At 50.0% G+C, this 23,239-nt stretch carries 17 protein-coding genes; 7 read left to right on the forward strand and 10 right to left on the reverse strand.

Annotation, left to right across the window (positions count from 1 at the left end; genetic code table 11):
• Positions 1-286: 286 nt before the first annotated feature.
• The 5 genes from C5S61_RS17875 (at position 287) to C5S61_RS17895 (ending at position 7,488) form a co-directional block, all read left to right on the forward strand.
• On the forward strand, positions 287-2,002 hold the full coding sequence (locus C5S61_RS17875) for a copper resistance CopC/CopD family protein (protein WP_110517086.1): 1,716 nt from the start codon (positions 287-289) through the stop codon (positions 2,000-2,002).
• A complete protein-coding gene (gene hisG, locus C5S61_RS17880) occupies positions 2,002-3,003 on the forward strand; it encodes an ATP phosphoribosyltransferase (protein ID WP_110517088.1) in 1,002 nt (333 codons plus the stop codon). The genes C5S61_RS17875 and hisG overlap by 1 nt, the downstream gene beginning before the upstream one ends.
• 29 nt (positions 3,004-3,032) lie before the next feature.
• Positions 3,033-5,393: a reverse transcriptase domain-containing protein gene (locus tag C5S61_RS17885; RefSeq protein ID WP_110517090.1), complete on the forward strand. Its 2,361-nt coding sequence runs from the start codon at positions 3,033-3,035 to the stop codon at positions 5,391-5,393.
• Positions 5,394-5,788: 395 nt separating this feature from the next.
• A complete protein-coding gene (locus C5S61_RS17890) occupies positions 5,789-6,799 on the forward strand; it encodes an aminoglycoside phosphotransferase family protein (RefSeq protein WP_110517092.1) in 1,011 nt (336 codons plus the stop codon).
• Positions 6,781-7,488, forward strand: a complete 708-nt coding sequence (locus tag C5S61_RS17895) for an HAD family hydrolase (RefSeq protein ID WP_110517094.1) — start codon at positions 6,781-6,783, stop codon at positions 7,486-7,488. Before C5S61_RS17890 ends, C5S61_RS17895 begins: the two co-directional genes overlap by 19 nt.
• A gap of 61 nt (positions 7,489-7,549) precedes the next feature.
• On the opposite strand, the gene C5S61_RS17900 is transcribed toward C5S61_RS17895, so the two are convergent.
• From C5S61_RS17900 to C5S61_RS17910, 3 genes are all read right to left on the reverse strand, one after another.
• The gene (locus C5S61_RS17900; protein ID WP_110517096.1) at positions 7,550-9,085 is read right to left on the reverse strand and encodes a carbohydrate binding domain-containing protein; all 1,536 of its coding nucleotides are present in this window, start codon (positions 9,083-9,085) and stop codon (positions 7,550-7,552) included.
• A 193-nt stretch (positions 9,086-9,278) separates the two neighbouring features.
• A complete protein-coding gene (locus C5S61_RS17905) occupies positions 9,279-10,133 on the reverse strand; it encodes a hypothetical protein (RefSeq protein ID WP_110517098.1) in 855 nt (284 codons plus the stop codon).
• Positions 10,134-10,386: 253 nt separating this feature from the next.
• The gene (locus C5S61_RS17910; RefSeq protein ID WP_110517100.1) at positions 10,387-12,348 is read right to left on the reverse strand and encodes an acetyl-CoA carboxylase biotin carboxylase subunit; all 1,962 of its coding nucleotides are present in this window, start codon (positions 12,346-12,348) and stop codon (positions 10,387-10,389) included.
• A 167-nt stretch (positions 12,349-12,515) separates the two neighbouring features.
• Here C5S61_RS17910 and C5S61_RS17915 point away from each other — a divergent pair, with 167 nt between their 5' ends.
• On the forward strand, positions 12,516-13,478 hold the full coding sequence (locus C5S61_RS17915) for a tetratricopeptide repeat protein (RefSeq protein WP_110517102.1): 963 nt from the start codon (positions 12,516-12,518) through the stop codon (positions 13,476-13,478).
• Positions 13,479-13,573: 95 nt separating this feature from the next.
• On the forward strand, positions 13,574-14,749 hold the full coding sequence (locus C5S61_RS17920; protein ID WP_110517104.1) for an outer membrane lipoprotein-sorting protein: 1,176 nt from the start codon (positions 13,574-13,576) through the stop codon (positions 14,747-14,749).
• Between the two features lie 105 nt (positions 14,750-14,854).
• On the opposite strand, the gene C5S61_RS17925 is transcribed toward C5S61_RS17920, so the two are convergent.
• The 7 genes from C5S61_RS17925 to C5S61_RS17955 form a co-directional block, all read right to left on the reverse strand.
• On the reverse strand, positions 14,855-15,646 hold the full coding sequence (locus C5S61_RS17925) for an SDR family oxidoreductase (protein ID WP_110517105.1): 792 nt from the start codon (positions 15,644-15,646) through the stop codon (positions 14,855-14,857).
• A gap of 348 nt (positions 15,647-15,994) precedes the next feature.
• Positions 15,995-17,446, reverse strand: a complete 1,452-nt coding sequence (gene gnd, locus C5S61_RS17930) for a decarboxylating NADP(+)-dependent phosphogluconate dehydrogenase (RefSeq protein WP_110517108.1) — start codon at positions 17,444-17,446, stop codon at positions 15,995-15,997.
• A 123-nt stretch (positions 17,447-17,569) separates the two neighbouring features.
• Positions 17,570-18,748: a tetratricopeptide repeat protein gene (locus C5S61_RS17935; protein ID WP_110517110.1), complete on the reverse strand. Its 1,179-nt coding sequence runs from the start codon at positions 18,746-18,748 to the stop codon at positions 17,570-17,572.
• Positions 18,749-18,840: 92 nt separating this feature from the next.
• Positions 18,841-19,221, reverse strand: a complete 381-nt coding sequence (locus tag C5S61_RS17940; protein WP_110517112.1) for a YkvA family protein — start codon at positions 19,219-19,221, stop codon at positions 18,841-18,843.
• On the reverse strand, positions 19,218-20,765 hold the full coding sequence (gene glpA / locus C5S61_RS17945) for an anaerobic glycerol-3-phosphate dehydrogenase subunit GlpA (protein ID WP_110517267.1): 1,548 nt from the start codon (positions 20,763-20,765) through the stop codon (positions 19,218-19,220). The genes C5S61_RS17940 and glpA overlap by 4 nt, the downstream gene beginning before the upstream one ends.
• A 97-nt stretch (positions 20,766-20,862) precedes the next feature.
• On the reverse strand, positions 20,863-21,837 hold the full coding sequence (locus tag C5S61_RS17950) for a ribose-phosphate diphosphokinase (RefSeq protein ID WP_110517115.1): 975 nt from the start codon (positions 21,835-21,837) through the stop codon (positions 20,863-20,865).
• A 71-nt stretch (positions 21,838-21,908) separates the two neighbouring features.
• Positions 21,909-23,177, reverse strand: coding sequence for a M16 family metallopeptidase (locus tag C5S61_RS17955; RefSeq protein ID WP_110517117.1), 1,269 nt, complete (start codon positions 23,175-23,177; stop codon positions 21,909-21,911).
• Positions 23,178-23,239: the final 62 nt, after the last annotated feature.

Consider the following 23,239-nt stretch of genomic DNA (forward strand, 5'->3'; position numbering starts at 1 on the left):
GAGGGGGAGCCGACCATTATAGACCAACCCATTACGGCAGAACCACGGGGTTCAAGCCCCTCGCCCGCGCGCCACGGAAGAGGGGTTGGGGTGAGGGGACGCACTTATGTATGACCAACCCATTGCGGCAGAACCACTGGGTTCAAGCCCCTCGCCCGCGCCACGGGAGAGGGGTTGGGGTGAGGGGGAGCTTAACGATTGAACAATACACATGAGCTCTATTTATGATACAACCCATAATTAAGCCCTACGATTCAGTTTGTGCAACCAATAAGGAACTATAGATATGAAGCGGATTTTAGTTTTAGCTGTATTGTTGCTCTGTTTATGGCCAAGTGTGGCGGCGGCGCATGCCTTGGTTATTGAAAGCAGCATTGTTGATGGAGCAGCACTCGATGTTGCGCCACCTGAGGTTGTGTTGCGATTTAGTGAGCCGCTTGATAAAAGTTATAGTTCGTTGACGCTCTACAACGAGCAATCGCAGCCAATTGGGCTTGAGCAAACCACTTTTCCTGCTGCCGATAGTATGCAAGTAGCTTTGCCTGCTGAGCTGCGGCCTGGCGAATACACCTTAATTTACAAGGTGCTTTCGACTGCCGATGGCCATCGTTCTGCTGGCTCGTTGCTGTTTAGCATTGGCACAGGCACTGTGCCAACCGCGCCTTCGGTCGAGGTTAGCGCAACTGCTGATGCTGGCCTAAGTTGGGGAGTGGTAAGTGGGCGCTCAATCGCCTTAACTGGCGGCTTGGGCGCAATTGGCGGCTTGGCGTGGTTGTTGATTTTGCTCTTGCCAGCGATTCAGCACAATCCTGAATCACGCTTGCCGTTGTTAGTGCGGCCAACGATTTGGCTAACCCAATTCAGCTTGGTCTTATTGCTGATTGGCTCAATTTGGGAATTTGTGGTGCGGGCTAGCGATTTTGGCGATGGTAGCTTGGCCTCAATTCAATATGCCGATGTGCTGTCGTCGATGGCAATTAGCCGTTGGGGCATTTTGGCGTTGATTCGCTTGGTGGCGATTACGCTCTTGATTCCATTGACCTTCTTGGCTGCCTATCGCAAGCCGATGGGTTATCTAGCCTTGGGCTTGGCCTGTTTAAGTTTGTTGACATTGAGCATGAGTGGCCATGCTGCGGCCAATATCGACGACCCAATTACGCCGGTGGCCTCAGATTGGCTGCATATGCTGACGGCTGCGGTTTGGTTTGGCGGCTTGATTGGCATGGCTTTGAGTGCATGGGTATTGCGCAAAATTGAAGTAGCCGCCCGTAATAGCGCTTTGGCATGGCTGATTGCGCGATTCAGCCCATTGGCCTTGTTTAGCATTGCGTTGGTGGTACTAACTGGCACAATGCGCACCTTTGATCAGCTGCCAACCTTGGCTGGTTTGTGGGAATCGCGCTATGGCCAAACCTTGTTGGTCAAATTGGCGGTAATGGCTGCGACGCTGTTGCTGGGTTTTTGGCATTGGCGCAAGCTCAATCCGCGCTTGCAAGCTGCCAAAGATCAATCAACCGTAGTTAAAATTGGCCTGACTTTGGGCCTGGAAAGCATTTTGGCGATTGGCGTAATTTTGGTTGCCAGCGCCTTGACCCAAACGCCGCATCCGGTTAAAGCTGCTCCCAGCGCCGGTGGAACTGCGCGACCAACCTTGCCCACGCCAACGCCGCGTTTGCCCCAACCCTTGAATTTGACTGCCCAGCGCGAAGATTTGACGATGACCCTTGATATTGATGATAATCGTCCAGGCGAGCGCCAATTTAGCGCTAGCGTTAGCGATGCGAATGGCGTAATTCAGCCAGATCGGGTACGCTTACGCTTTGAATCGCTTGATCTCGAAGCTGGCCAACAAGTGGCAATTCTTGAAGCTGCTGCTGATGGACGCTACAGCGCAACCTCGGGAGCGCTAAGCTTGGTTGGGCGTTGGAAGATCGAAATGCAAGTGCGGCGGGTTAATCTGCCCGATGTCACTGCTGAATGGACTGTGGAGATAACGCGCTAATGCTACGTTTTGCTGTGCCTTCTAAAGGTGCTCTTGCTGATGATACGTTTCGCTTTTTTGAAAGCTGTGGCCTGAAAATCTCGCGGCCAAATCCTCGCCGCTACACCGCTTCGATTAAAGCCTTGCCCGAGGTTGAGGTTTTGTTGAATCGTGTGCCCGATATTGTCGAGAAGGTCGCCGAAGGCTCGATTGATTTGGGCGTAAGTGGCTACGATTTGGTTGAGGAACTTGGCGGCGAGAGCGATGATCTGGTGGTGGTCTACAAAGATTTGGGCTTTGGCTATTGCGATTTGGTGCTGGCCGTGCCCGATCACTGGATTGACGTAACGTCATGGCGCGATGTGGCCGATTTGGCTGCCGAGTATGCGCGCTCTGGCCGCCAACTGCGGATTGCGACCAAGTTTCCCAATTTGGTGCGCCAATGGTGCCACCAACAAGGCATCAACGTGTTTGCCTTGATCGATTCACAAGGAGCGACCGAAGCCGCGCCCTCGTTGGGATATGCAGACATCATTGCCGATTTGACAGCCACTGGGACAACCCTGCGTGATAATCATCTCAAGATGATTCAAGGGGGCACGATTCTGCAAGCGCAAGCTGCATTAATTGCCAATCGGCGCTCACTGCGCGAAAGTCCGCAAAAACAACGAGTTGTACAATCGATTTTAGAGCTGATCGAAGCTCGCCATCGCGCCAAAACCTATGTTTCGCTGATTGCCAATGTGCCAGGCGCTGATGTCGCCGATGTTGGCGCGCGGGTGGTAGCGCATCCAGCCTTAGCGGGATTGCAAGGCCCAACAGTTTCGCCAGTTTGGAGCCGCGACGGTGGCGATGGTTGGTATGCTGTGTCGTTGGTCGTCGATAGCGCCAACATTCTGCCAGCCATCGATCACCTGCGTTCGATTGGCTCAAGTGGCATTACGGTTTTGCCGGTGCACTATGTTTTTGCTGAACGTTCGCAAAGTTTCGCCGCATTGAGCGAATTAATGCACAAAAGCTAGCAGAATGTGGCTCCTTGCTGGAGGCACTGATGTTAACTGCAACTGAACAATTGGTAACTGCCATTAAATTGCGCGAGTTGGGCTTGCAACGAGAGCAAGCCCTTGCAACCTATGCTGAAATTAGCCACCAATTAGCCACGCTTGAAGATCCGCATGCCCGCATCAATCTGCTCCAGGAGCAGTTGCAGCAATTAACCTTTGCCAAACAGCCGCTGCATCCAAGCATTAGCAACATGCGTTTATTGAGCGATCCGGCTACGCCTGCGAGCGCTGAATTAACCGCTTGGTGGTCGGCTGAGCTTGAGCGTGAATTGGCCAGTGGCCAGCTGCGCGCCGAATTGGTCTCGATATTTGGCGCAGTATTCCAAGAGTGGCTTGATCATGCTGAAGTTAATGCGCCACATGCTGAGCAAGCCCAGCGCTTGGTCGAACAAATCAATCAGCCTGGGATGGCAACCATGCATGGGTCAGTGCTTGATCTGATTTTTCACGATCAGCTTGATCCTGAAAGCCGCGCCGAATTGACCAAAGCGCTGCATGCTGAGCCAGCGTTGCTTGATGATGATCTGCGCTATGCAATGTTGCGGCGCATCGCCAAAGATAGCTTTTATAGCGCCGCCACGCGGGCCGAGGCGCGTCAAATTTTGGGCGATCCGATTATGCTCAAAGAATTGGGCGATGCCTTGTTGTTGCTGCGTGAGCATTTAGGCAGTTGGCGTTGGCCCAAGGCTGGCGTTACCGCAGTTGCCCACTATGCACGCACCAAATGGCGTTTGTTTTTGCAAGAAGATCTCGTGACCGCGTGTTTGCACTACCTCGTTGCTGAGCAATGGCAAGGCTATTTTGCCAAATTCTGCCAGCACAACAGCAGCTTGTCCTTGAAAAAACTTAAGCGCATCGCCCAAGATCGCGGCTACGATCGCGATTTGAATAAGCTGATCGCCGAAAGCTACACGCTTGCCAAAAGCGTTAATTTGTGGCATAGCCTGCGTCGCCCGCTCGCCCACGATGCAGCTGAACACCTCGAATTGTATGGCAATTCTAGTTCGATTTTTGCCAGTCGAGCGGCTGAAATCAAGCGCTTGCAACAGTGGAGCCAATTGGCCGAATACGATGCGCAGTATGAGCACAATCTCGAAATTGCGCTGCGTTTGATCAATGCCGAAATTCAGCTTGGCCTGCATGCCACGCCCGATCAACCAATGTATGTGCTCAAAACCGATTTCCGCGATTACTATCCTTCGCTCAATCAGCAATTTGTGCTCGATATTTTGCAACGCATGGGGCTGAACGAGCAGCAACTTGGCTTTTTTGCTGAGTATATGGCCGTGCCGTTGCAGGTCAATCAGCAAGCGACCAAGCAGCAGGTTGGCTTGCCCAATCATCGTCCAATTTCAGACATTTTGGGCGAATTGGTGTTGCGTTTGCTGGAACAATACCTTGAATTGCATGCCCATGTGCAAATTGTGCGCTTCGTTGACGATCTGACGATTATTGCCACCGATCCTGAGGAAATTCGCAAAGCATGGCGGGCATTGCAAACCTGGTGTGCCAGCTGTGGCTTACGTTTGAATGAGCAAAAAACAGGCGCAATTGCGATTAATGGCCAATTGCCCAGCGAATTGCCGCAACAAGCGCCGCATTGGCTCTTTTTGACCCTCGACAAGGCTGGGTCGTGGCAACTTGATCAACATCTAATTCGCGAATATATTAACCAAACCACCCAAGCGATCACGAATACACCTGCAATTCTTAATAAAATTGAGGTGTATAATGGGGCTTGCAGCTACCTATGCCAAGCGATTGGCCTACGGGTCAACCTTGGAGCCAGTCATAGGGAGCAAGTGCGCACAACCTTATGGCGTTATGGCCAACAAGGTATCCAACAAGGCAGCATGGTGGCCTATGTTGGCGATTTGATTCGTCAGCGTTTGCAGAGTAGTGTGCAATTGCCAGAGGCTTGGTTCCATTGGCCAATTACGGCTGGTGGTTTGGGCATTCAACAACCGTTAATCATCGCGCATAGCTACCAAGAAGCGTGGCAAGGCCTAACAGCAGCAAATGTGCCAGCAGAACGCTCGCCATGGTGGCAACAAAACGATAATCCATGGGCTACGTTTTATCGCCATTGGTTGCAAACAATTGAGCCAAGCGAACCGGAAGCCAATAGCGTGCTAAGCTCGTTGACCGCTGATTTTATTGCCCGTGGCGGCGAAGTACATGCAAACGAACAATCTGGTTTATCTGCCTATTGGCGCTGGATATTGGCGTTGTATGGGCCGCAAATTCTCGAACGCTGCGGAAGTTTTCGGTTTTTGTTTACAGAACTTGTGCCACTCCAATTAATTGCGCGTAAATCCGCCAATCCATTGCAAGGTACGGTCGAATAAGCTTCTACGTGAGCAAAATCTCCATTCATTACCCGATAGTAATTTAAGGGTTGCTTTTTTAATATTAATCAAAGCCAAGCGAGGTGATTAATAACTCCTACAGGGGATAGTTAATCACCTCTGAATAGCAGGCTTAATCACCTTTTTCTACTCCCTTGACTGTGATTAACAACGCTAGCTAGCTATGTTAGTATTTGTAAACGTTTACACAATATTAAAAAGCCCTAACTATACTGTGAGCAAGCAGCATCTATTCAACCATTGCTGAATAGAATGTGCTAGCGACGTTTCGGTTAGCTAGGCGCTGCACATTCTAGCCATTCCCCACTGCGCGGCAACGAAAGCCGCCAAACCAATGGTGGTGGAACTCGTATAAAGGAAGGAGCGGGCGAACGATGACGATCATGCTGCTCTCAGATCATCGCGCATTTCCTGCGCTACGTGATCAAGCCCTGCCAAGTTTAGGGATTTTCACGTTACACCCAACGTTCAATGTCGAACCAATTATGAATACTCCGAGTGTGCAGCGGGTGCACGAGGCCCATAGCGGAGTTCACGTTGTTATCAAGTCGTTTGAGCATAAAACCGGCTTAGATGGTCGGCGCTTTTTGCCAGCCTACTCGCGAGCCTTATTGAGCCGCGAAGCCACCACCTTGGCGCAATTGCACGCGCTTGGTTTTGCCCAAGCTCCCTATCTTGTGCCTCGCCCATTGGCTACCGACCCTGAGCGCCTGTTGCTGATTACTGAATGGTTGCCAGGCCAAAGTTGGGGCTCGATTCTCGAAACTACTTTGCAAACCCGCAATTTAGGCCCATTGATGGCCTATGTCGATACGATTACCGGCTGGCTAGCAACCTTGCACCGTCGTACCGCCACCACTGATAGCATTGATTCAACCAATGCATGGGAATATTGGGAAAAATTGCTGCGCCAATTGCGTGGTCAAGGCTTGCTCAATCATGCTGCGTTGGCTAATTTGCGCATGCTGCAAGCCCATTGGGCAAACAGCGGCGAGCTAGAACAAGGCTTGCGCTCGATGATTCATGGCGATGCAACGCCGGCGAATATGCTGTTTACCGCCCCCGCTGAACTTGCATTAATCGATTGGGAGCGATCCCGCCACGATGATCCAGCGATTGACATTGGCTGTATGGTGGCGGAATTGAAGCATGCCTTCTTTAACATGCTTGGTGATGCAACTGCTGCCGAATGGCTGATTCGTCGGGTGTATGATCGCTATGGCTTGTTGAATGATTTTGATCAGGCGGAATTTGCTTCGTTTACCCAGCGTGGCCAATTTTACATGGGCTGTTATTTGTTGCGCATCGCTCGTAACGAATGGTTTAGCTGGGACTATCGCCAACGCTTAGTGGCGGAGGCACAGGCATGTCTGGTCGTCCGCTAGTCTTGTTTGATGTCTATGGCACGCTGGTTGATGTCCATACCGATGAGCATCAGCCAGCGCTGTGGCAGCATTTGGCTCAGTGGTTGCGCTACCGTGGCGTGGTTTGTACTGCTGAAGATTTACATAATAAATATTTTACTGCAATGCAGTCCAACCTGCCTGCGCACGAACGCTACCCAGAATGGCAAACTGAGCAAGTTTGGGCTGGTTTGCTGACCGAATTGGGGCTTGATCCAGCTGAGGCAGTGAGCATGAGCCAATTATTGCGTGTGCTGAGCATCAAACATCTACGGCTCTTCCCTGAAACCAAACCAGCTTTGGAACTCTTGGGTCAACACTACCAGCTTGGGATTGTCTCAGATGCGCAGCGGGTGATTGCGCTGGCTGAATTGGCTGAACTGAATATTCTCGAATATTTTGATCCAAGTATTATTTCTTCGGATTACGCCTATCGCAAGCCTGACCCACGTTTATTTGAACATGCTTTGGTGCAAGCCGCAGCTTCGGCCAACCAAACCTGGTATATTGGCGATAATTTGTTGCGTGATGTTCAAGGTGCGCAGCTCGCTGGTTTGCATGCAGCCTGGGTTAAGCGTCCGCAAGCCACCACTGAAGCCTCGCAGCACACCCCCGATTTGATTGTGCCCGATTTGCTGAGCTTTGCCCGCCATTTGCTAGCACAGCGCTAACAAAAAACGAACGCAGCTGCGAACAACTGCGCTCGTAAAAGCTGGCGATTAATCATTGCGCTTAGGGGCAAATAGGCGTTGCCTGCTCGTGAACAGCTACCGCATCGAAATGATAATCGCGACTCTGATCTTGAAGATAGAACTCAATCCGCAAGGTTGGATGATTGCTGGTTGGAGAGTAAACGGCCTCGACACATTGCCAACCAGAACCAACCGTGGTGAAATTCTTATAGCCATTTGTTGGATTGATCGGAGGTGGGCTAATTCCCCACAATGCGACAGTTCCATTCAATGAATAGCCACTTGGCGAACGAACCCATGTTGCTACCCGATAAGTTCGGTTTGCTTGGACTGGATAGGCGACATCTTGAACCACAGAGTTGCATAACCCCGAACCAATGCGCTTAGCCACGATATAACCAGTGCCCTCATAGGCTGCGTTTGTGTCGCGATTAATCGCGCATGTTCCTGAAGGTAACCAGCCTTCGGTTCCTTGTTCGATTGATGGGTTTCGTATTGGAATGCTGGGGCAAAGCGGATTTGCTTGTTCGCTCAACTGGACATGATCAAAATGATAATCGCTGCCCATCGTATCAAAGTAGAACTCTACCTGTAGCGATGGATAAGTATTACTTGATCGAAAGACTGTTTCAACACATTGCCAGCCAGTCCCGCTAGTCGTGAAATTTGTAGAGCTATCTTCATTGGATATACCATCAAATGCCCACAACCTAAGCGTGCCATTCAGTGGATTGCCATTTGGTGAACGAACCCAAGCCGATAAGCGATAGATATGGTCTATTTCGGTTGGCTGACTCCTTTGTTGATAGAACGAGTAGCAGGCTCCAAAACTATTACGATTGGCAACAAGATAATAATTTCCATTATAGGCTGAACCTGCGGATGTGGATAGAGCGCAGGATGCTTGGCTAGCCCAACCTTGAGTCCCTTGCTCAAAGGATGGATTTTCCAGCGGAATACTAGGGCAAAGCGGAGTTGTTTGCTCGCTTAATTGCACATGATCAAAATGATAATCACCATTAAGTGAGCGCAGATAAAACTCAACTCGCAGGCTAGCAGACACGCTCGTCGGAACAAAGGTGGTTTCAACACACTGCCAGCCTGCGCCAACGGTGGTGAAATGGTTATGGACATTCTTATTTGAAGTTGGGCCAATGCCCCACAAGGCAACCGTGCCATAGAGTGGCGTAGCATTTGCTGAACGAACCCATACTGATAAGCGATACCTTTGGGTGGTTTGAAGTGAATAGGCTAAATCTTGGTAGATCGAGCTACAGGTTTCTGTGCCGTTACGATTGGCCACAAGATAGTGGTTACCATGAATGGCCGAGCCTGCATTGGTGGTCATAGCGCACGGGCCATTGGTAAACCAACCTTGAATTCCGTTTTCAAATGAGGGATTGATCAACCCTATCTGTGATGTTGTGTTTGTGCTATTGAATTGGGAGCTTGTGCTACGTGGCTCCAACGAATTGAACTGGACTTGAAATAGCCTTTGGTCGAAGTTCAACCCAACCAGATTGAACATCAAGGCCAGCAACCCTAACAAACCGAATGTTCTGCCTCCAGCATGCATACAGTAATCCTCCAAACAAGCCGCAATGGGGATCTTTGGCTGCAATGTAGTAGTGTGCGATAGGATTAGTGTAGTTGGGGCCGCAGGGCATGAATAGTAGGGAACCTTGTAGCGTTTTGCTCTGGTTATGAGCTAAACGGCTTTTATCTGTTTTTTAAATAGATATTGTTAGGGGATTTACTAGAATATCCAATCAATCTGAGTTTTTATGAATATGATTAATTAAATCGATAAAAAATCCTAAAACTTTTAATAAAATAATTGTACCTATAATAATAAACATGGAAATTTCTATTTTATCAAATTGACTACATGATATTAATAGCGTTAATATAAATATAATTATTGGTAATGATTCTGGTATTTTTATTAATTCTTCATTTTCATTATTACCATAACGAGGCTTATAAGATAGTGACCTATTAAGAAATTTCTGATTTATACTGATATTATCAGCATTTATTGATACGCTGTACATACTTGTGTATTTTGTTTTATCAATTGATATAAAATCTTCATATATATGAAGAAAATAATCGTGATCTGATCCTGTAAATGATTTTAATTCATGAAGTGATGAACCATTAATACTTATTCTTAATATGTCTTTTTCAATTTCTTCTTTAAAATAGAAACCTGAATTTTTTAATCCATTTATCATATTACTAAATATTCTTGGTAATAAATTTTCATCATTATCAGAAAAAGAATATGATTTGGAATATTCACTCTCTGTTATTATTTTGGGATTGGTAAGATATAAAAATCCAGTAAATAATGTATATTTTACTGATCTACCTGTTCCATTTTCAATTATTTTAGCTATACAACTAAACGGAACATAGGGATCAAAATCTTGATAGCGTTTATGGCTTTTGAGATAGATTGATAATTTACCAAAAACTGCGATATTTTCGTTGCTGTTTTGGTGAGTAATATAGTTATTATTGGTTTGATTAATGTTTCCTTGATTACCGATTGCTACATTGCCGCCATTAAATGTGTTTCCATTGATGTTGAATGAGTTTTGGGGATTGTTGGGATTCACGGCAAGCCTCTAACTTTTTTGGCTGTAGTCTTTCAATCCTCCGTTCCCTCTACCTCCGAGCGAGCGAGGTGGAACCATTCGATGAAGGTTGGAACTCCCATCGCTGTGGGAGAGGAGACGGGGGTGAGGGATCATATTAAAGGATATCAGGCAGTTACAGTATAACGGAGATAAACAAATTATCAAGCTTAAAAATACAAGGGATCGATAAACTTAAATGCTTATCAATCCCTTACTGCTGTTGTGGCGATATTTACTCCGCCGTAATTTCGGCTAAGGCCACGCCGCCGCTGACTTGTTGGCCTTGGCGATAGGGCAATTTGGCAACAATGCCAGCGTGGGGTGCAGTTACGGTGTGCTCCATCTTCATGGCTTCCATAATTAATAATGGCTGACCAGCGCTTACCTGCTCGCCTTCGGCAACGAGTAGTTTGATAATCGTGCCTGGCATTGGCGCTTCAAGGCTGGCATCGCCTTTGTGCCCACGATGTTGCTCAAGGCTGGGTGCTGGCGCAGGCGCAATCTGATAGCCAACGCCTTGCCAAACCAAGCTGTTTTGTTCAAGCTGGCATTGGTAAATTTGGTCGGCAACCCGCACGACCATGCGATTGAGATGGCGACGCAGCACCACGATTTCAATTTGCTCGTCGCCAAGTGTCATTTGCCATTCTTGCGGGGCTTGGGGTTGGGCTTTGATCGTTAGCGTTTGCTCGGCACTTTGGTAGCGCAAATGATGCGGCATCTGCGCGGCACGCCATGGCACATTCCATGGGTCAGCAACTAAAGCTGCGGCAGGATCTGGCTCCAAATCAAACAAGGCGCGAGCAGCCACGGCCAAATTTGGTGGCAATTGACGCTGCTGCAATTGCTCGCTAATGGCGTGAGTTTGCAGAAAATCGGTGGTGGTTGCGCCCTCGTGGTAGGCTGGCGTGTTAATAATCGCTTGTAACAAGGGAATATTGGTGGTAACTCCCTTAACCTCGAAATGTTGTAGCGCATAGCGCAAACGGGCAATCGCTTGTTGGCGCTGCTCGCCCCAGACGATCAATTTTGCCAACATTGGATCATAATTAATCGTCACATGATCGCCGACCGTCACCCCTGTATCAAGCCGAATGCCTGGGCCTTCTGGCGGCGTGTAGCTGGTTAATTGGCCAATTGAGGGCAACATTTGCACTGGATCTTCTGCATACAACCGTACTTCAATCGCATGGCCAGTTTGCTGAATTGCTGCTTGATCAAAGGGCAAGCGCTCGCCAGCAGCAATCGCAATTTGTAATTGCACCAAATCCAAGCCAGTCACCAACTCGGTCACCGGATGCTCAACTTGCAGGCGGGTATTCATTTCGAGGAAATAAAATTTGCCATCTGCATCAAGCATAAACTCTTGCGTGCCAGCATTGGAATAATTGACAGCTTGGGCCAATCGCACTGCCGCTGCGCCCATCGTGGCGCGTAATTCTGGCGTTAAGGCGATTGATGGCGATTCTTCAAGCACTTTTTGATGGCGACGCTGAATCGAACATTCACGTTCACCAAGATGCAACATCGTGCCATGCTGATCGCCGAGAATTTGAAACTCAATATGGCGTGGACGTTCGATCAGCTTTTCTAAAAGGACATGCTTATCGCCAAACGCTGCGAGGGCTTCGCGTTGTGCTGCGGCCAAAGCTGCCGAAAATTCATCAAGCCGATGCACGCTGCGCATGCCTTTGCCACCACCGCCTGCTGAGGCCTTGATCAGCAAAGGGAAGCCAATGCGTTCGGCTTCGTTCAGCAAACGTTGTTCGCTTTGATCATCGCCGTTGTAGCCTGGAACCGTGGGCACGCCAACCGATTCAGCTAGCCGTTTGGCGGCGCTTTTGGAACCCATGGCCTCGATGGCTTCGGCGGGCGGCCCAATAAAGGCGATGCCAGCGGCGCTACAGGCCCGCGCAAAGTTGGCATTTTCTGAGAGAAAGCCATAGCCTGGGTGAATCGCTTGAGCGCCAGTTTGCTGAGCAGCGGCAAGCACCGCCTCGATATTCAAATACGATTGAGCAGCGGCGGCTGGGCCGATCCGAATCGCGCGATCAGCCTCGCGAACATGCAAGGCGCGCGCGTCGGCATCGGAATACACGGCGATCGCCTCGATGCCCAATGAACGACAAGCCCGAATTACCCGCACCGCGATTTCGCCTCGATTGGCAATTAACAAAGAGTCGAAGTAGGTCACCGTTGACACTCCGCACTAGCGATGCAGGCAGTTGCTTGCACCGTTCACGACAAATGCAGCCATTGATAGCGTTGATCAGTGGTTGTTACCATTATACCGCCCTTACTGCTTGTGCGGTGTGCTGCTAACCTCGGTTAAAATAAGCTTGTTAATATTGAGGAAGCAGTATGACCGAACAATCAATTGATGAACTCTTGCGCTCAGCCAAAGCAGCAGCGAATCAAGGCCAAGTTGAACAAGCGCGAAAATTATTAAGCAGCATTGTGCAACGCGATCCCAACCATGAGCAAGCGTGGCTTTGGCTCAGCGGCGTGGTCGATTCCGCCGATAAAATGCGCTATTGTTTGGATCGGGTGCTGGCAATTAACCCAGATAATCAGCTAGCACTCTCGGCCCTAGAAGATTTTGCTGAGCTAGCAGAGCAGCGTTTTCGCAACCAAACCCAACCTTTGGAAAGCAAAACCGTGCCGCTTCCTAGTGAGACCGTGCGGCTTGACGATCCAGTTCCAGCAACGCCAAAACCAGCCAAACCAAAACCACGCGCCCGTAGCGCCGCCATGCCGCGCCCACGCCCAGAATCGATGATCGAATCGGGCGCGGTGCATGGGGTTTTGCAAGGCCACCAGCGCGTAACCTGGGGCTATATTGGGCTTTGGGCTGGGCTGATTGCCGTGCATATGCTCTTATTGCGTGCGCCCAATTTGGCCGAACAAAGCGTCGTTCAGTCGGTTGGCGTTGTAGTGCAACTAGGGTTGATTATTGCCATTATTCAACTGCCAGCGTGGTGGTTATTGCTCAACAACCAAAGCCGTATTCAGCATGAAACTTTGGGCAGAACCAGCTATTTGGCCTTGCTGAGTGCCATGCTTTGGCGCAGTAGTTTGCTCTTAATTGCAGGCATTGGCGTGGGATTGATTGGCGTTTGGTGGGGCGAGCCATGGTTGGCAGTGTTACGCTTGGCCCAATTATTGATTGTGGCTTGGAGCGTGTTTAATTTGATGACCCAACTCTTGCGCCCAGCCATTCCTGGCCTCGACCTTGATCGGATTGCGACGGCCAAAATGACCCAAGCTACCTTGATCTGGTTTTGTTTTTGGGCAGTTAGTTTGATTGGGGCATGGCTTTGGTAGTTAATAGCTGTTCATCAATTTATTACATCGCTGACCTAGTTTGTACCCAAGGGCCGTGCTACTATAAAACTGTTCAATACTGCTAGGAGGACCCAATGTTCAAGCGAATGTGGAGCTTGATGCTCGCGTTAACAATGGTGTTAGCAGGCTGTGGTCAAGAAGCCATCACTGCTGAAAACATCGTTACCAAAATCCGCGAAGGCCAAGCCAATACCAACGATGTTCATGCGGTAATGCGCGTCGATTACACCTCGGATCAAGCGACCGGCTTTATCAAGGCCGAAGTTTGGTCAAGCAAAACTGGCAACAAGGATGCTGATGGCAATGAAATCAAAGCCTTCCGCGCCAAAATCCTCGATGCCAACGATGCCAAAATGGTTGGCGTTGAAGTTGTAAGCGATGGCACGCAAGGCTGGTTGTACGAGCCTGCTGAAAATAAAGTGTATGTTGGTACCGCTGCTGAGTTGAGCCAATCGCAAATGGGCCAACCAGATCAAGAGCAAGGCCAAGGCGGTCGTGGTCGCATGGACCAAACCGCAATGCTTGGTCAATTGCAAAGTGTGGTTGAAAAAGGCTTGGATGCCTTGACGATCACCATCTTGGGCGAAGAAAAAGTTGCTGGCTTTGATACCTATAAAGTAAGCATTGCACCAAAGGCAGATACCCAACAACAATTGCCAATCGATCTTTTGGTTGATATTAACGTATGGCTCGAAGATAGCAACTGGATGCCTGTCAAGTTTGTGCTTGATGCCAAAGATATGGGCAATGTGAGCTTTGCTGCCGAAACCCTCGAAATCAACAAGGGCATCGACAAAGCTGTATTCAGTGCTCAGCCACCAGCTGGTGCTGAAGTTGTCAAAATTGCCGATATGATCAAGGAAATGGAACAAGCTGCACCAACCACCGATTTGACCTTGGATCAAGCCAAGGCGCAAGCAGGCTTCAGCTTGTTGGCTCCGAGCGAAACCTTGGGCACAAACTTGAGCGATGTTCAATTGCTGAACCTTGCCAAAGCAACCACTGTGATCCAAACCTACGCTGGCGCTGACCTCGAATGGACGTTGGTTCAAGCCAAGGGCGATGATCCAGATGCCAAGATCGAACGTGGCGGCACGGAAGTAACCGTTCGTGGCGTTCAAGGCACCTTGATTGAAGGCCGTGGCAATGTCGGGGTTGTCTTGACCTGGCAAGAAGCAGATGTAACCTTTGTAATTACTGGCAACATCGATGGCGAACAAGCCACCAAGATTGCTGAAAGCCTCAAGTAAGCGTCGATTACGCTCAATTGAAAGGCGTGCCTAACCACGTGTTGGGCATGCCTTTTTTGATCGTTGGCTGAATTTGGTTAATCCCAACATGCAATGCACGTTTGCTTAGGCTAAGCCGCGATAAGCCCCGCCATCAATTAAGAATGTTTGGCCCGTGATATAGCCAGCGCGGGTTGAAGCAATAAAGGCGATCAAGGCTCCAATTTCGTCGGGCTGGCCCATGCGCCCAACTGGGGTGTTGTTGGTAATGCCAGCGGCTTCGTGCTCGAAGCTCGTGCCTTTGCTGGCCGAGCGCGCGGCAAAAATTTCGCTTACCCGTTCGGTCAAGGTAAAGCCTGGCGCAAGGTTATTGACCGTAATGCCACTTGGCCCAAGCTGCGTGGCCAACGAACGTACCAAGCCAACCACGCCAGGCCGAATTGCACTGGAGATCAGCAGATCATCCATTGGTTGCTTGACGGTGGCGCTGGTGATGGTGATAATTCGGCCCCAACCAGCAGTTTTTAAATGCGGCAAGGCTGCCCGAATCAGCCGCACAACGCTCATAAAGGTCAGATTCCAGCCCTGTTCCCACGCTGCATCATCGAGATGATCAAAGTAGCCTGGTGGTGGGCCGCCTGCGTTGGTGACTAAAATGTGCAATCCGCCAAAATGGGCTACAGTTTGCTCGATTGCATGTTGAATTGCTGCTGGATCAGTTACATCGGCGGAAACTGCCAACACTTCGCTGTTGGTTTCGGCCTGAATTGCAGCGGCAGTTTGCTGTAATGTGGCCTGATTGCGCCCACAAATCGCAACTTTCGCTCCTTCGCGGGCCAATTCCAATGCCGCCGCATGGCCCAAACCCTGACTACCAGCAGCCACAAAAGCTACTTTATCGGCTAAACCTAAATCCATAGTTAACCCCCTTGAAAAAAGGATGAATTATGAGGGATGAGGGATGAAAGAACGATACAAAGGATGAATTGTGAGGGATGAGGGATGAAAGAACGATACAAAGGATGAATTATGAGGGATGAAGGATGAAATGCCATAAGCCCAATAATCTGTGCAATCAATGGCGAACATAAGGGATGAAGGATGAATCGTTATTTAAGGGAACCAGAGTCCTCATAATTCATCCTTCATCCCTCATCCTTTAGCCCAATAATCTGTGCAATCAATGGCGAACATAAGTGATTAAGGATGAATTGTTATTTAAGGGAAACAGATCCTCATAATTCATCCTTCATCCTTCATAATTATTTAGGCTTGGTAGGTGCCGGCAGTGGTTGTGCCGCCTTTACCAGTCCAGTTGGTGTGGAAGAACTTGCCGCGTTCTGCATCAACCCGTTCGTAGGTATGTGCGCCGAAGTAATCGCGTTGGGCTTGCAACAAATTGGCTGGCAAGTTGCCAGTGCGATAGCCATCGAAGAAGGCCAAGGCGCTTGACAGGGCTGGAACTGGAATCCCAGCTGTGACCGCGTGAGCAATGACCCGTCGCCATGCTGCTTGTGATTCTTGCACTTCGTTGCTGAAATACGGATCGAGCAACAAATTCACCAATTCAGGATTATTGCGATAGGCTTCTTCGATTTTGCCCAAGAAGGCTGAGCGAATGATACAGCCACCACGCCACATCAGCGCAATCCCGCCATAATTCAGGTTCCATGCCTGTTCATTGGCGGCTGCACGCATCAGCATATAGCCTTGGGTATACGAAACAATTTTGGCTGCATACAAGGCTTCGCGCAGATCGTTGACCAAGGCCGTGCGATCAGCGGTTGGTTGTGCTGCTGGGCCGCTGAGCACTTTGGCGGCCTCGACCCGTTCGGCTTTGAGCGCCGACAAGAAGCGGCTAAACACGGCTTCGCCAATCAACGTCAGCGGAATGCCATTATCCAAGGCTGAAACAACCGTCCATTTGCCGGTACCTTTTTGACCTGCGCTATCCAAAATTTTATCGACCAGCGGCGCGCCATCGGTATCGCGGAAGGCCAAAATATCGCGGGTAATTTCGATCAGGTACGAATCAAGCTTGCCAGCGTTCCATTCGCCAAAAACCGTGCTCATTTCATCGGCGCTGAGGCCCAACGAACGCATCACGTCGTAGGTTTCGCCGATTAATTGCATGTCGCCATATTCGATGCCATTGTGCACCATCTTGACGAAGTGGCCTGCGCCGCCTTCGCCAACCCAATCGCAACATGGCGAGCCATCATCAACTTTGGCAGCGATGGCTTGGAAAATGGGCTTGACATGCGGCCATGCTGCTGGCGAACCACCAGGCATAATCGAAGGCCCATGGCGCGCACCCTCTTCGCCGCCAGAAACCCCAGTGCCAATGAACAACAAACCTTTTGCTTCGAGGTCAGCGGTGCGGCGGTTGCTATCGCTAAACAACGAGTTGCCGCCATCGATGATAATATCGCCTGGTTCGAGCAATGGCACCAACTGATCGATGGTGGCATCGACCGCGCTGCCAGCCTGAATCATCAACATAACGCGGCGTGGGCGTTTGAGCTTGGAAACCAACTCTTGCAACGAGTGTGCTCCAACCACGTTTGTGCCTTGCGCCTCGTTGGCCAGAAACTGGTCTACCTTGCTGGTTGTACGATTATAGACAGCGACCACAAAGCCGTGATCGTTCATGTTCAAGACCAAATTTTGGCCCATGACGGCCAATCCGATTAAGCCAATATCGGCTGTTGCATCCATGAGTTCTAAGCCTCCGCACAAAGAATGGCCTTCGACTCTCTCGCTTAACTATACCAGCCACAGCATTGGGGCGGAGTAACAGCTTATTCTATTCTATAACAATCTTAGCATTTGAGACATGATTTATTTGGGATCTTCAACATCATGAGCATACCAGATGCCATCTTCATTAACTAAGGTGATTGATGCATACATGCTAGTCAGTGGTGAGCGGGCAATTCGATTATCTTTCGTAATTATGACCATTTCTCCTGAAATAATTCTTAGCTTGATCTTTTTATCTTTATCTTCTGAAATAACTTCATACTCAATCGGTGTCACATAGGCTTGGGCGATCAGAGGCGCAATGGTACCAAGACTATTATCAGTTGCTGCATTCAACCCCATAATCATTTCAGTTGCACTTTGTTCCGATCGAGCGCGGTAAGGTTTGCTAAAGTATTTTTCGACTAAAGGTTTACCTGTAATCTGCGCTCCATTGGCGGTATATGTTTGTGGATTAGCAACCATTTTAACCATTGCATCGATCATCGCCGTGGCGCGGTCTTGGGCGCTAACCTTGGGCGTTGGTGGTGGTGTTTTGACTGCATTGGTTAAGTAACTAAACCCAATACAGAGCGCAACCAAGCCAAGCGTGGCAAAAACCAGCCATTTCAAAACCTTGGCTGCACCGCTCGGCTGAACGTGCGGATAGGCTACTTGGCCATATTGGGGCTGCATTTGCCCATGCTGGCCCATTGGTGGCGCATAGCCTTGGGTTGGCTGCGTATAGCCAGCTTGCATCGGTTGGACATAGCCCATTTGTGGTTGCGTGTAGCCAGCTTGCATCGGCTGGGCATAGTTTGCCGGAGCTGGCATGCTAACTGGCAGATTGCTCAATTCGGCCAATGATGGCGTTGATGCTTGTGCCAACGGTCGAATGCCTGTGTTTGGCGCACTGGTTGGGAGTGGCGGCGTGGCAATTGGATCGCTGGTCGGCGCTGCTTCAGCTGGATTGTTACTGAACCATGATGATTTTGGCAATGCAACGCTGGCAACTGCTGGCGGCGCTGGTGGTGCAGCTGGTGTATCAAGCAGATTCAGGCCTTGTTTGGCAAACAAATTCGTTGGCTCGAGCGCTAAGACGCGTTGGAAACAATCGCGTTTTTGCTCAGCGGCTTCGACAACCTCAGCCAAGAACAGCCATGTTTCAATGTGTTTGCTATCAAGGCGTAAGGCTTGCGAAGCCAATTGCTTGGCTTTGGCGCGATCTCCTACACGCAAGGCATTGCGAGCCTCGGTTAATAATCCGGCGATTTGCATTGTTCTTCCCTCATTGATTGGTGCGTTTGCTCAGTGCCCTAGTATAGCATTGCTTTTCTACTTCGTTAAGCGACTTTTGATTGAATAGTTAATTACCATATGCTGCGAAATACGAGCCACGCTGCGCCAAGCCATAGCCCAATAATCAAGCCCGCAGCAACATAGCTTACAGGCTTGGCTTGCGGTTGGCTTTGTTGTGCTTTGAGGCTATATTCTTGCCAAACGTCTGCTGGAATAAGTCTGATTGTTAACATAATTCCAAGTGGCAGCAGCAGCAAATCATCCAAGTAGCCCAAAACCGGAATAAAATCGGGAATCAGATCGATGGGACTGAATGCATAGCCAAGCGTGCAAAGTGCCAAGGCTTTGACATACCACGGCACGCGTGGATCGCGCCATGCAAGCAGCAAGATGCTTATGTGCTGTTTGAGTTGGCGCGCTCGCTGTTGCCAGCTGGCAAGTTGCTGCTTCATTCTTGGCTTTCCTCAGGTTGCACATTCAGCAAATTGAGGTAAATCTGCTCATCAAGCCGTGCTTGGCGCAACTGATCGCCCCAGAGAATTGGCTGAATGCCCCGCCAGCGCTCCTGCAAAAAATCTTCAATCGCCGCAACGCTCTGTTGGGGGTCGGCAACCTTGGCTTCGTAGGCCAACGCCGCAGTGCGCATGGTGCAAAATCCGCCTTGGCATGGCCCCATGCCGATGCGTGTATCGCGGCGCAAATCGTCGATGCTGGTTGCGCCTGCTTGCCATGCATCGAGCAGCCGTTGGCGTGTCACCAACTCACATTCACAAATCAAATCGCCATAGCTTTGTTCGGCCTCGATGCTTGCCAGCGGCGCGCCAACCGTAAACAAGCGGCGCTGATCAGGAGCTGGAATTGCTTCGTCGGCGGTACGACATGGCGTGCTATTGCCAAGCTGCTTGGCAACCACATCAACCGTGCGTTCGGCCATCATTCGATAGGTCGTGTATTTGCCGCCAACGATTGAGACAAAGCCAGCCACGCCGTCGCGTTGGATGTGATCAAGCACCTTGAAATCGCGGCTTAGTTCGCGATCATCGGTGGTAACCTGTTCGCGATAGAGTGGACGCACGCCAGCCCACGCGCGCAGCATGCGGGCCTGGGCCAAGCCAGGAATCAAAATCTCGCCTTCATCTAAAACGGTGGCAATTTCATGGGCCAGCATCGAGCGATCATCGGGGTCGGGCACGCTTTCATCGGTGGTGCCAGCAACGCAAACCGTGCGCACTGGCACAATAATATCGCCATCGCCTGGCTGCTTGCAACGATTAATCACGCTATTGACGAGGCGATGATTGAAGGCCACCATCACGCCCTTGCCAGCCACAATATCGACTGCAACTCCAGCCATTGCGGCAATTTTTCCAGCCCAAGCCCCAGCAGCATTAATTACCGCGCTGCAGGCTAGATTAAATTCCTCGCCAGTTAAGCTGTTGCGCAAGCGAGCGCCAACAACCGTGCCTGCTTCGACAATTAAATCAACCACTTCGTGATAGAGTAAGGTCTGCCCGCCATACTCACGAGCTGAACGCACATTGGCCTCGACCGTTAAAAAAGCATCAGCTGAACCGTCGGCAACCTCGAACGCGTGCGAAATGCCGCGATTGAGTGCTGGCTCACGTTGCAAGAGCGTGCTGACCCGCACTTGCTGGGCAGGCACACCTGCGGCAAAGCACAAGCCCAAAAATTCTTCAGCATAGCGTTTCGGATCGTGGGGCGTTGAAACAAAATAGCCACTGGTATCTTCGATGCAATGGGGAATAATGCGGCGCAAAATCTGGTTTTCGATTGCGCAATCGCGGGCTGCTTCGCGGTCGCGGCCAATATAGCGCGCGCCAGAATGGAGTAAGCCGTGGTAGCGTCCGGTTGTGCCATCGGCCAAATCGCGGCGCTCGACCAACGTGCAGCGCAAGCCACGCATTGCCAAATCGCGCAAGACCCCCGTGCCTGTTGCGCCGCCGCCAATCACTAAAACATCAGTTGAACTAGGCATCATCGAACATCCTTGTAGCAGGTTAAACACCACGAAGATTTAAAGCAGCAAGCGCGTTAAATCTTCGTGCTAAGCAAATTGATTGGATAATTAAGCCTTACCAGCGGCCAATTTGTGGGCCAGCAGGGAACATTGCGCCGACCGAAATACCAGTGTGAATCCGTTGAATGACTTCGCCCAAGAGTGGTGCAACCGATTTAACCACCAAGGCGGGCCAGCGTTTTTCTGGTGGCAAGGTGATGGTATCGGTGGTGACGAAGCGCTCGATTGGGCTATTTTTGAGCCGTTCAACCGAATCGCCATAGAACAATGGATGGATACAGCAGGCGCGGACTGAACGTGCGCCGCGTTCCATCAATAGCTCCGAAACCCGAATCATGGTATGGCCGGTCGCAACTTCATCATCGACAATCACACAATCGTGGCCTGCAACATCGCCTAAAATTGCCAAATGGCCAACCGAACCATCTTGGTGATTGATGCGGCGTTTTTCGACCAAGGCCAGGGGCATATTGACTGCTTCGGCAAAGTTGCGCGCTTTTTTGGCAAAGCCCAAGCCTGGCGAAACGATGATGCCATTTTCCAAGCCCCACGATTTGACCTCGTTGGTCAGCAAGTGCATGGTGCTCATTTCATCGACTGGAACGCTGAAGAAGCCTTGAACTTGGCCTGCATGCAAATCGAGGGTCAGCACTCGTTGCGCGCCAGCAGCCACAATCAAATCGGCCAATAAACGGGCGGTAATTGGCACGCGCGGTTGGTCTTTTTTATCGGTACGGCCATAGGCGAGGTAGGGAATAACGGCGGTAATGCGACCAGCAGAAGCCCGTTTGAAGGCATCGAGCATAATCAACATTTCCATAATCAAGTGGTTAAGCGGAGAACCTAATGATTGCACCACGAACACATCTTGTTCGCGGACACTCTCTTCAATTTTGACAAAAATATTTTCATTAGGAAAAGTATGGATACTCAGTTCACCGTGGCGGATGCCAATGTACGAGCTGATCGCCTGCGCTAGGGTTGGGTTGCCCGACCCGCTAAAAATGCGCATTTCATCAAAACGGCTCACGCGGTGTTCTCCTTATGCTTGCAATAGCTGCTGGTTGGCGGCATTGCCAACCAGCTATGTGCGGCGAAGTGCTATAACGTAATAGCGTGTTCAAACTCAGCGGCCTCGGCATGCGGGCCAATGATTGCTAAGTATAAGTTATCTGGGCGAATTAGGCGCTGCGCTACACGTTGAATATCTTCCAAGGTCACGGCCTCGATCCAAGCAACAATTTGCTCGACTGGAATAACTTTGCCGTAGCGTAGTTCGTGGCGCGCATTGCGATTGGCGACCGACCATGTATCCTCAAGCCCAAGCAACATGCCACCTTTAACTTGCTCTTTGATGCGAAGTAATTCTGCTGCTGTAACCCCGTTATCGCGTAATTTGCGCAACTCTGCGATGACTGCACTAATCGCATCGACGGCCTTGCTGACCTCAACGCCGCCATAGATAATCCACTTGCCAGCGTCGTCGTATTCGGCGGTGTAGGAGCCGACGCTATAGGCCAAGCCGCGTTCTTCGCGAATTTCTTGGAACAAGCGCGACGACATACCGCCGCCAAGGATACTATCGAGTACACTCAAGGCCCAGCGGTCGCTATCGCCATAGCCAAACGACTTCAGTCCGAGCACAAAATTGGTTTGTTCGGTTGGTTTATTGAGCAGATGCACCACTGGAGCGTTGCCAAAACTACTGGTTGCGATTGGCTTGGGCACTTCAAGGCTGCGATAACTGCCAAAGAGGCTGGTTAAGCGATCGACAATTTCGGTGCTATTAAAGTTGCCAGCCAACGAGATGACCGTGTTACCAGCAACATAATGCTGATCGCGATAGGCTAAAAGATCCTCACGGGTAAACGAGCCAACACTTTCGAGCGTGCCAGCAATATCGCGCCCAATTGGCTGATCGCCCCACATTAATTCATCGAGCAACTGATGGACCCATTGGGCGGGCACATCGAGCGACATTTTAATTTCCTCTTGAATCACCCCACGTTCTTTTTCAATTTCTTTTGGCTCGAATAAAGCGGCGTTGAGCATATCAGTTAGTACATCGATGCCACGTTCGGTGTGAATATTGGCAACTTTACAGTAATAACAGGTTGTATCGTAGGACGTAGAGGCGTTGATATAGCCGCCAATCCCTTCGATGGCATCGCTTAAATCTTTGGCAGTGGGATATTTGGCGGTGCCTTTAAAAAACATATGCTCTAAAAAATGCGAAATCCCAGTTAGGCGAGCATTTTCGTAGCGCGAACCAACTTGGGTAAAAATACCCATCGAGACCGAATGGGTATGAGGCATTTCATCGGTATAAATCCGCAGACCATTTGGCAAAACTACTTTTACAGGGGCCATGTCGTACTCCTAAAAACCTGGTTAAATCATCACATTTCGCAATGGTTTAGGTTAATCATAAC

Source organism: Herpetosiphon llansteffanensis (assembly GCF_003205875.1).
Taxonomy (GTDB): domain Bacteria; phylum Chloroflexota; class Chloroflexia; order Chloroflexales; family Herpetosiphonaceae; genus Herpetosiphon; species Herpetosiphon llansteffanensis.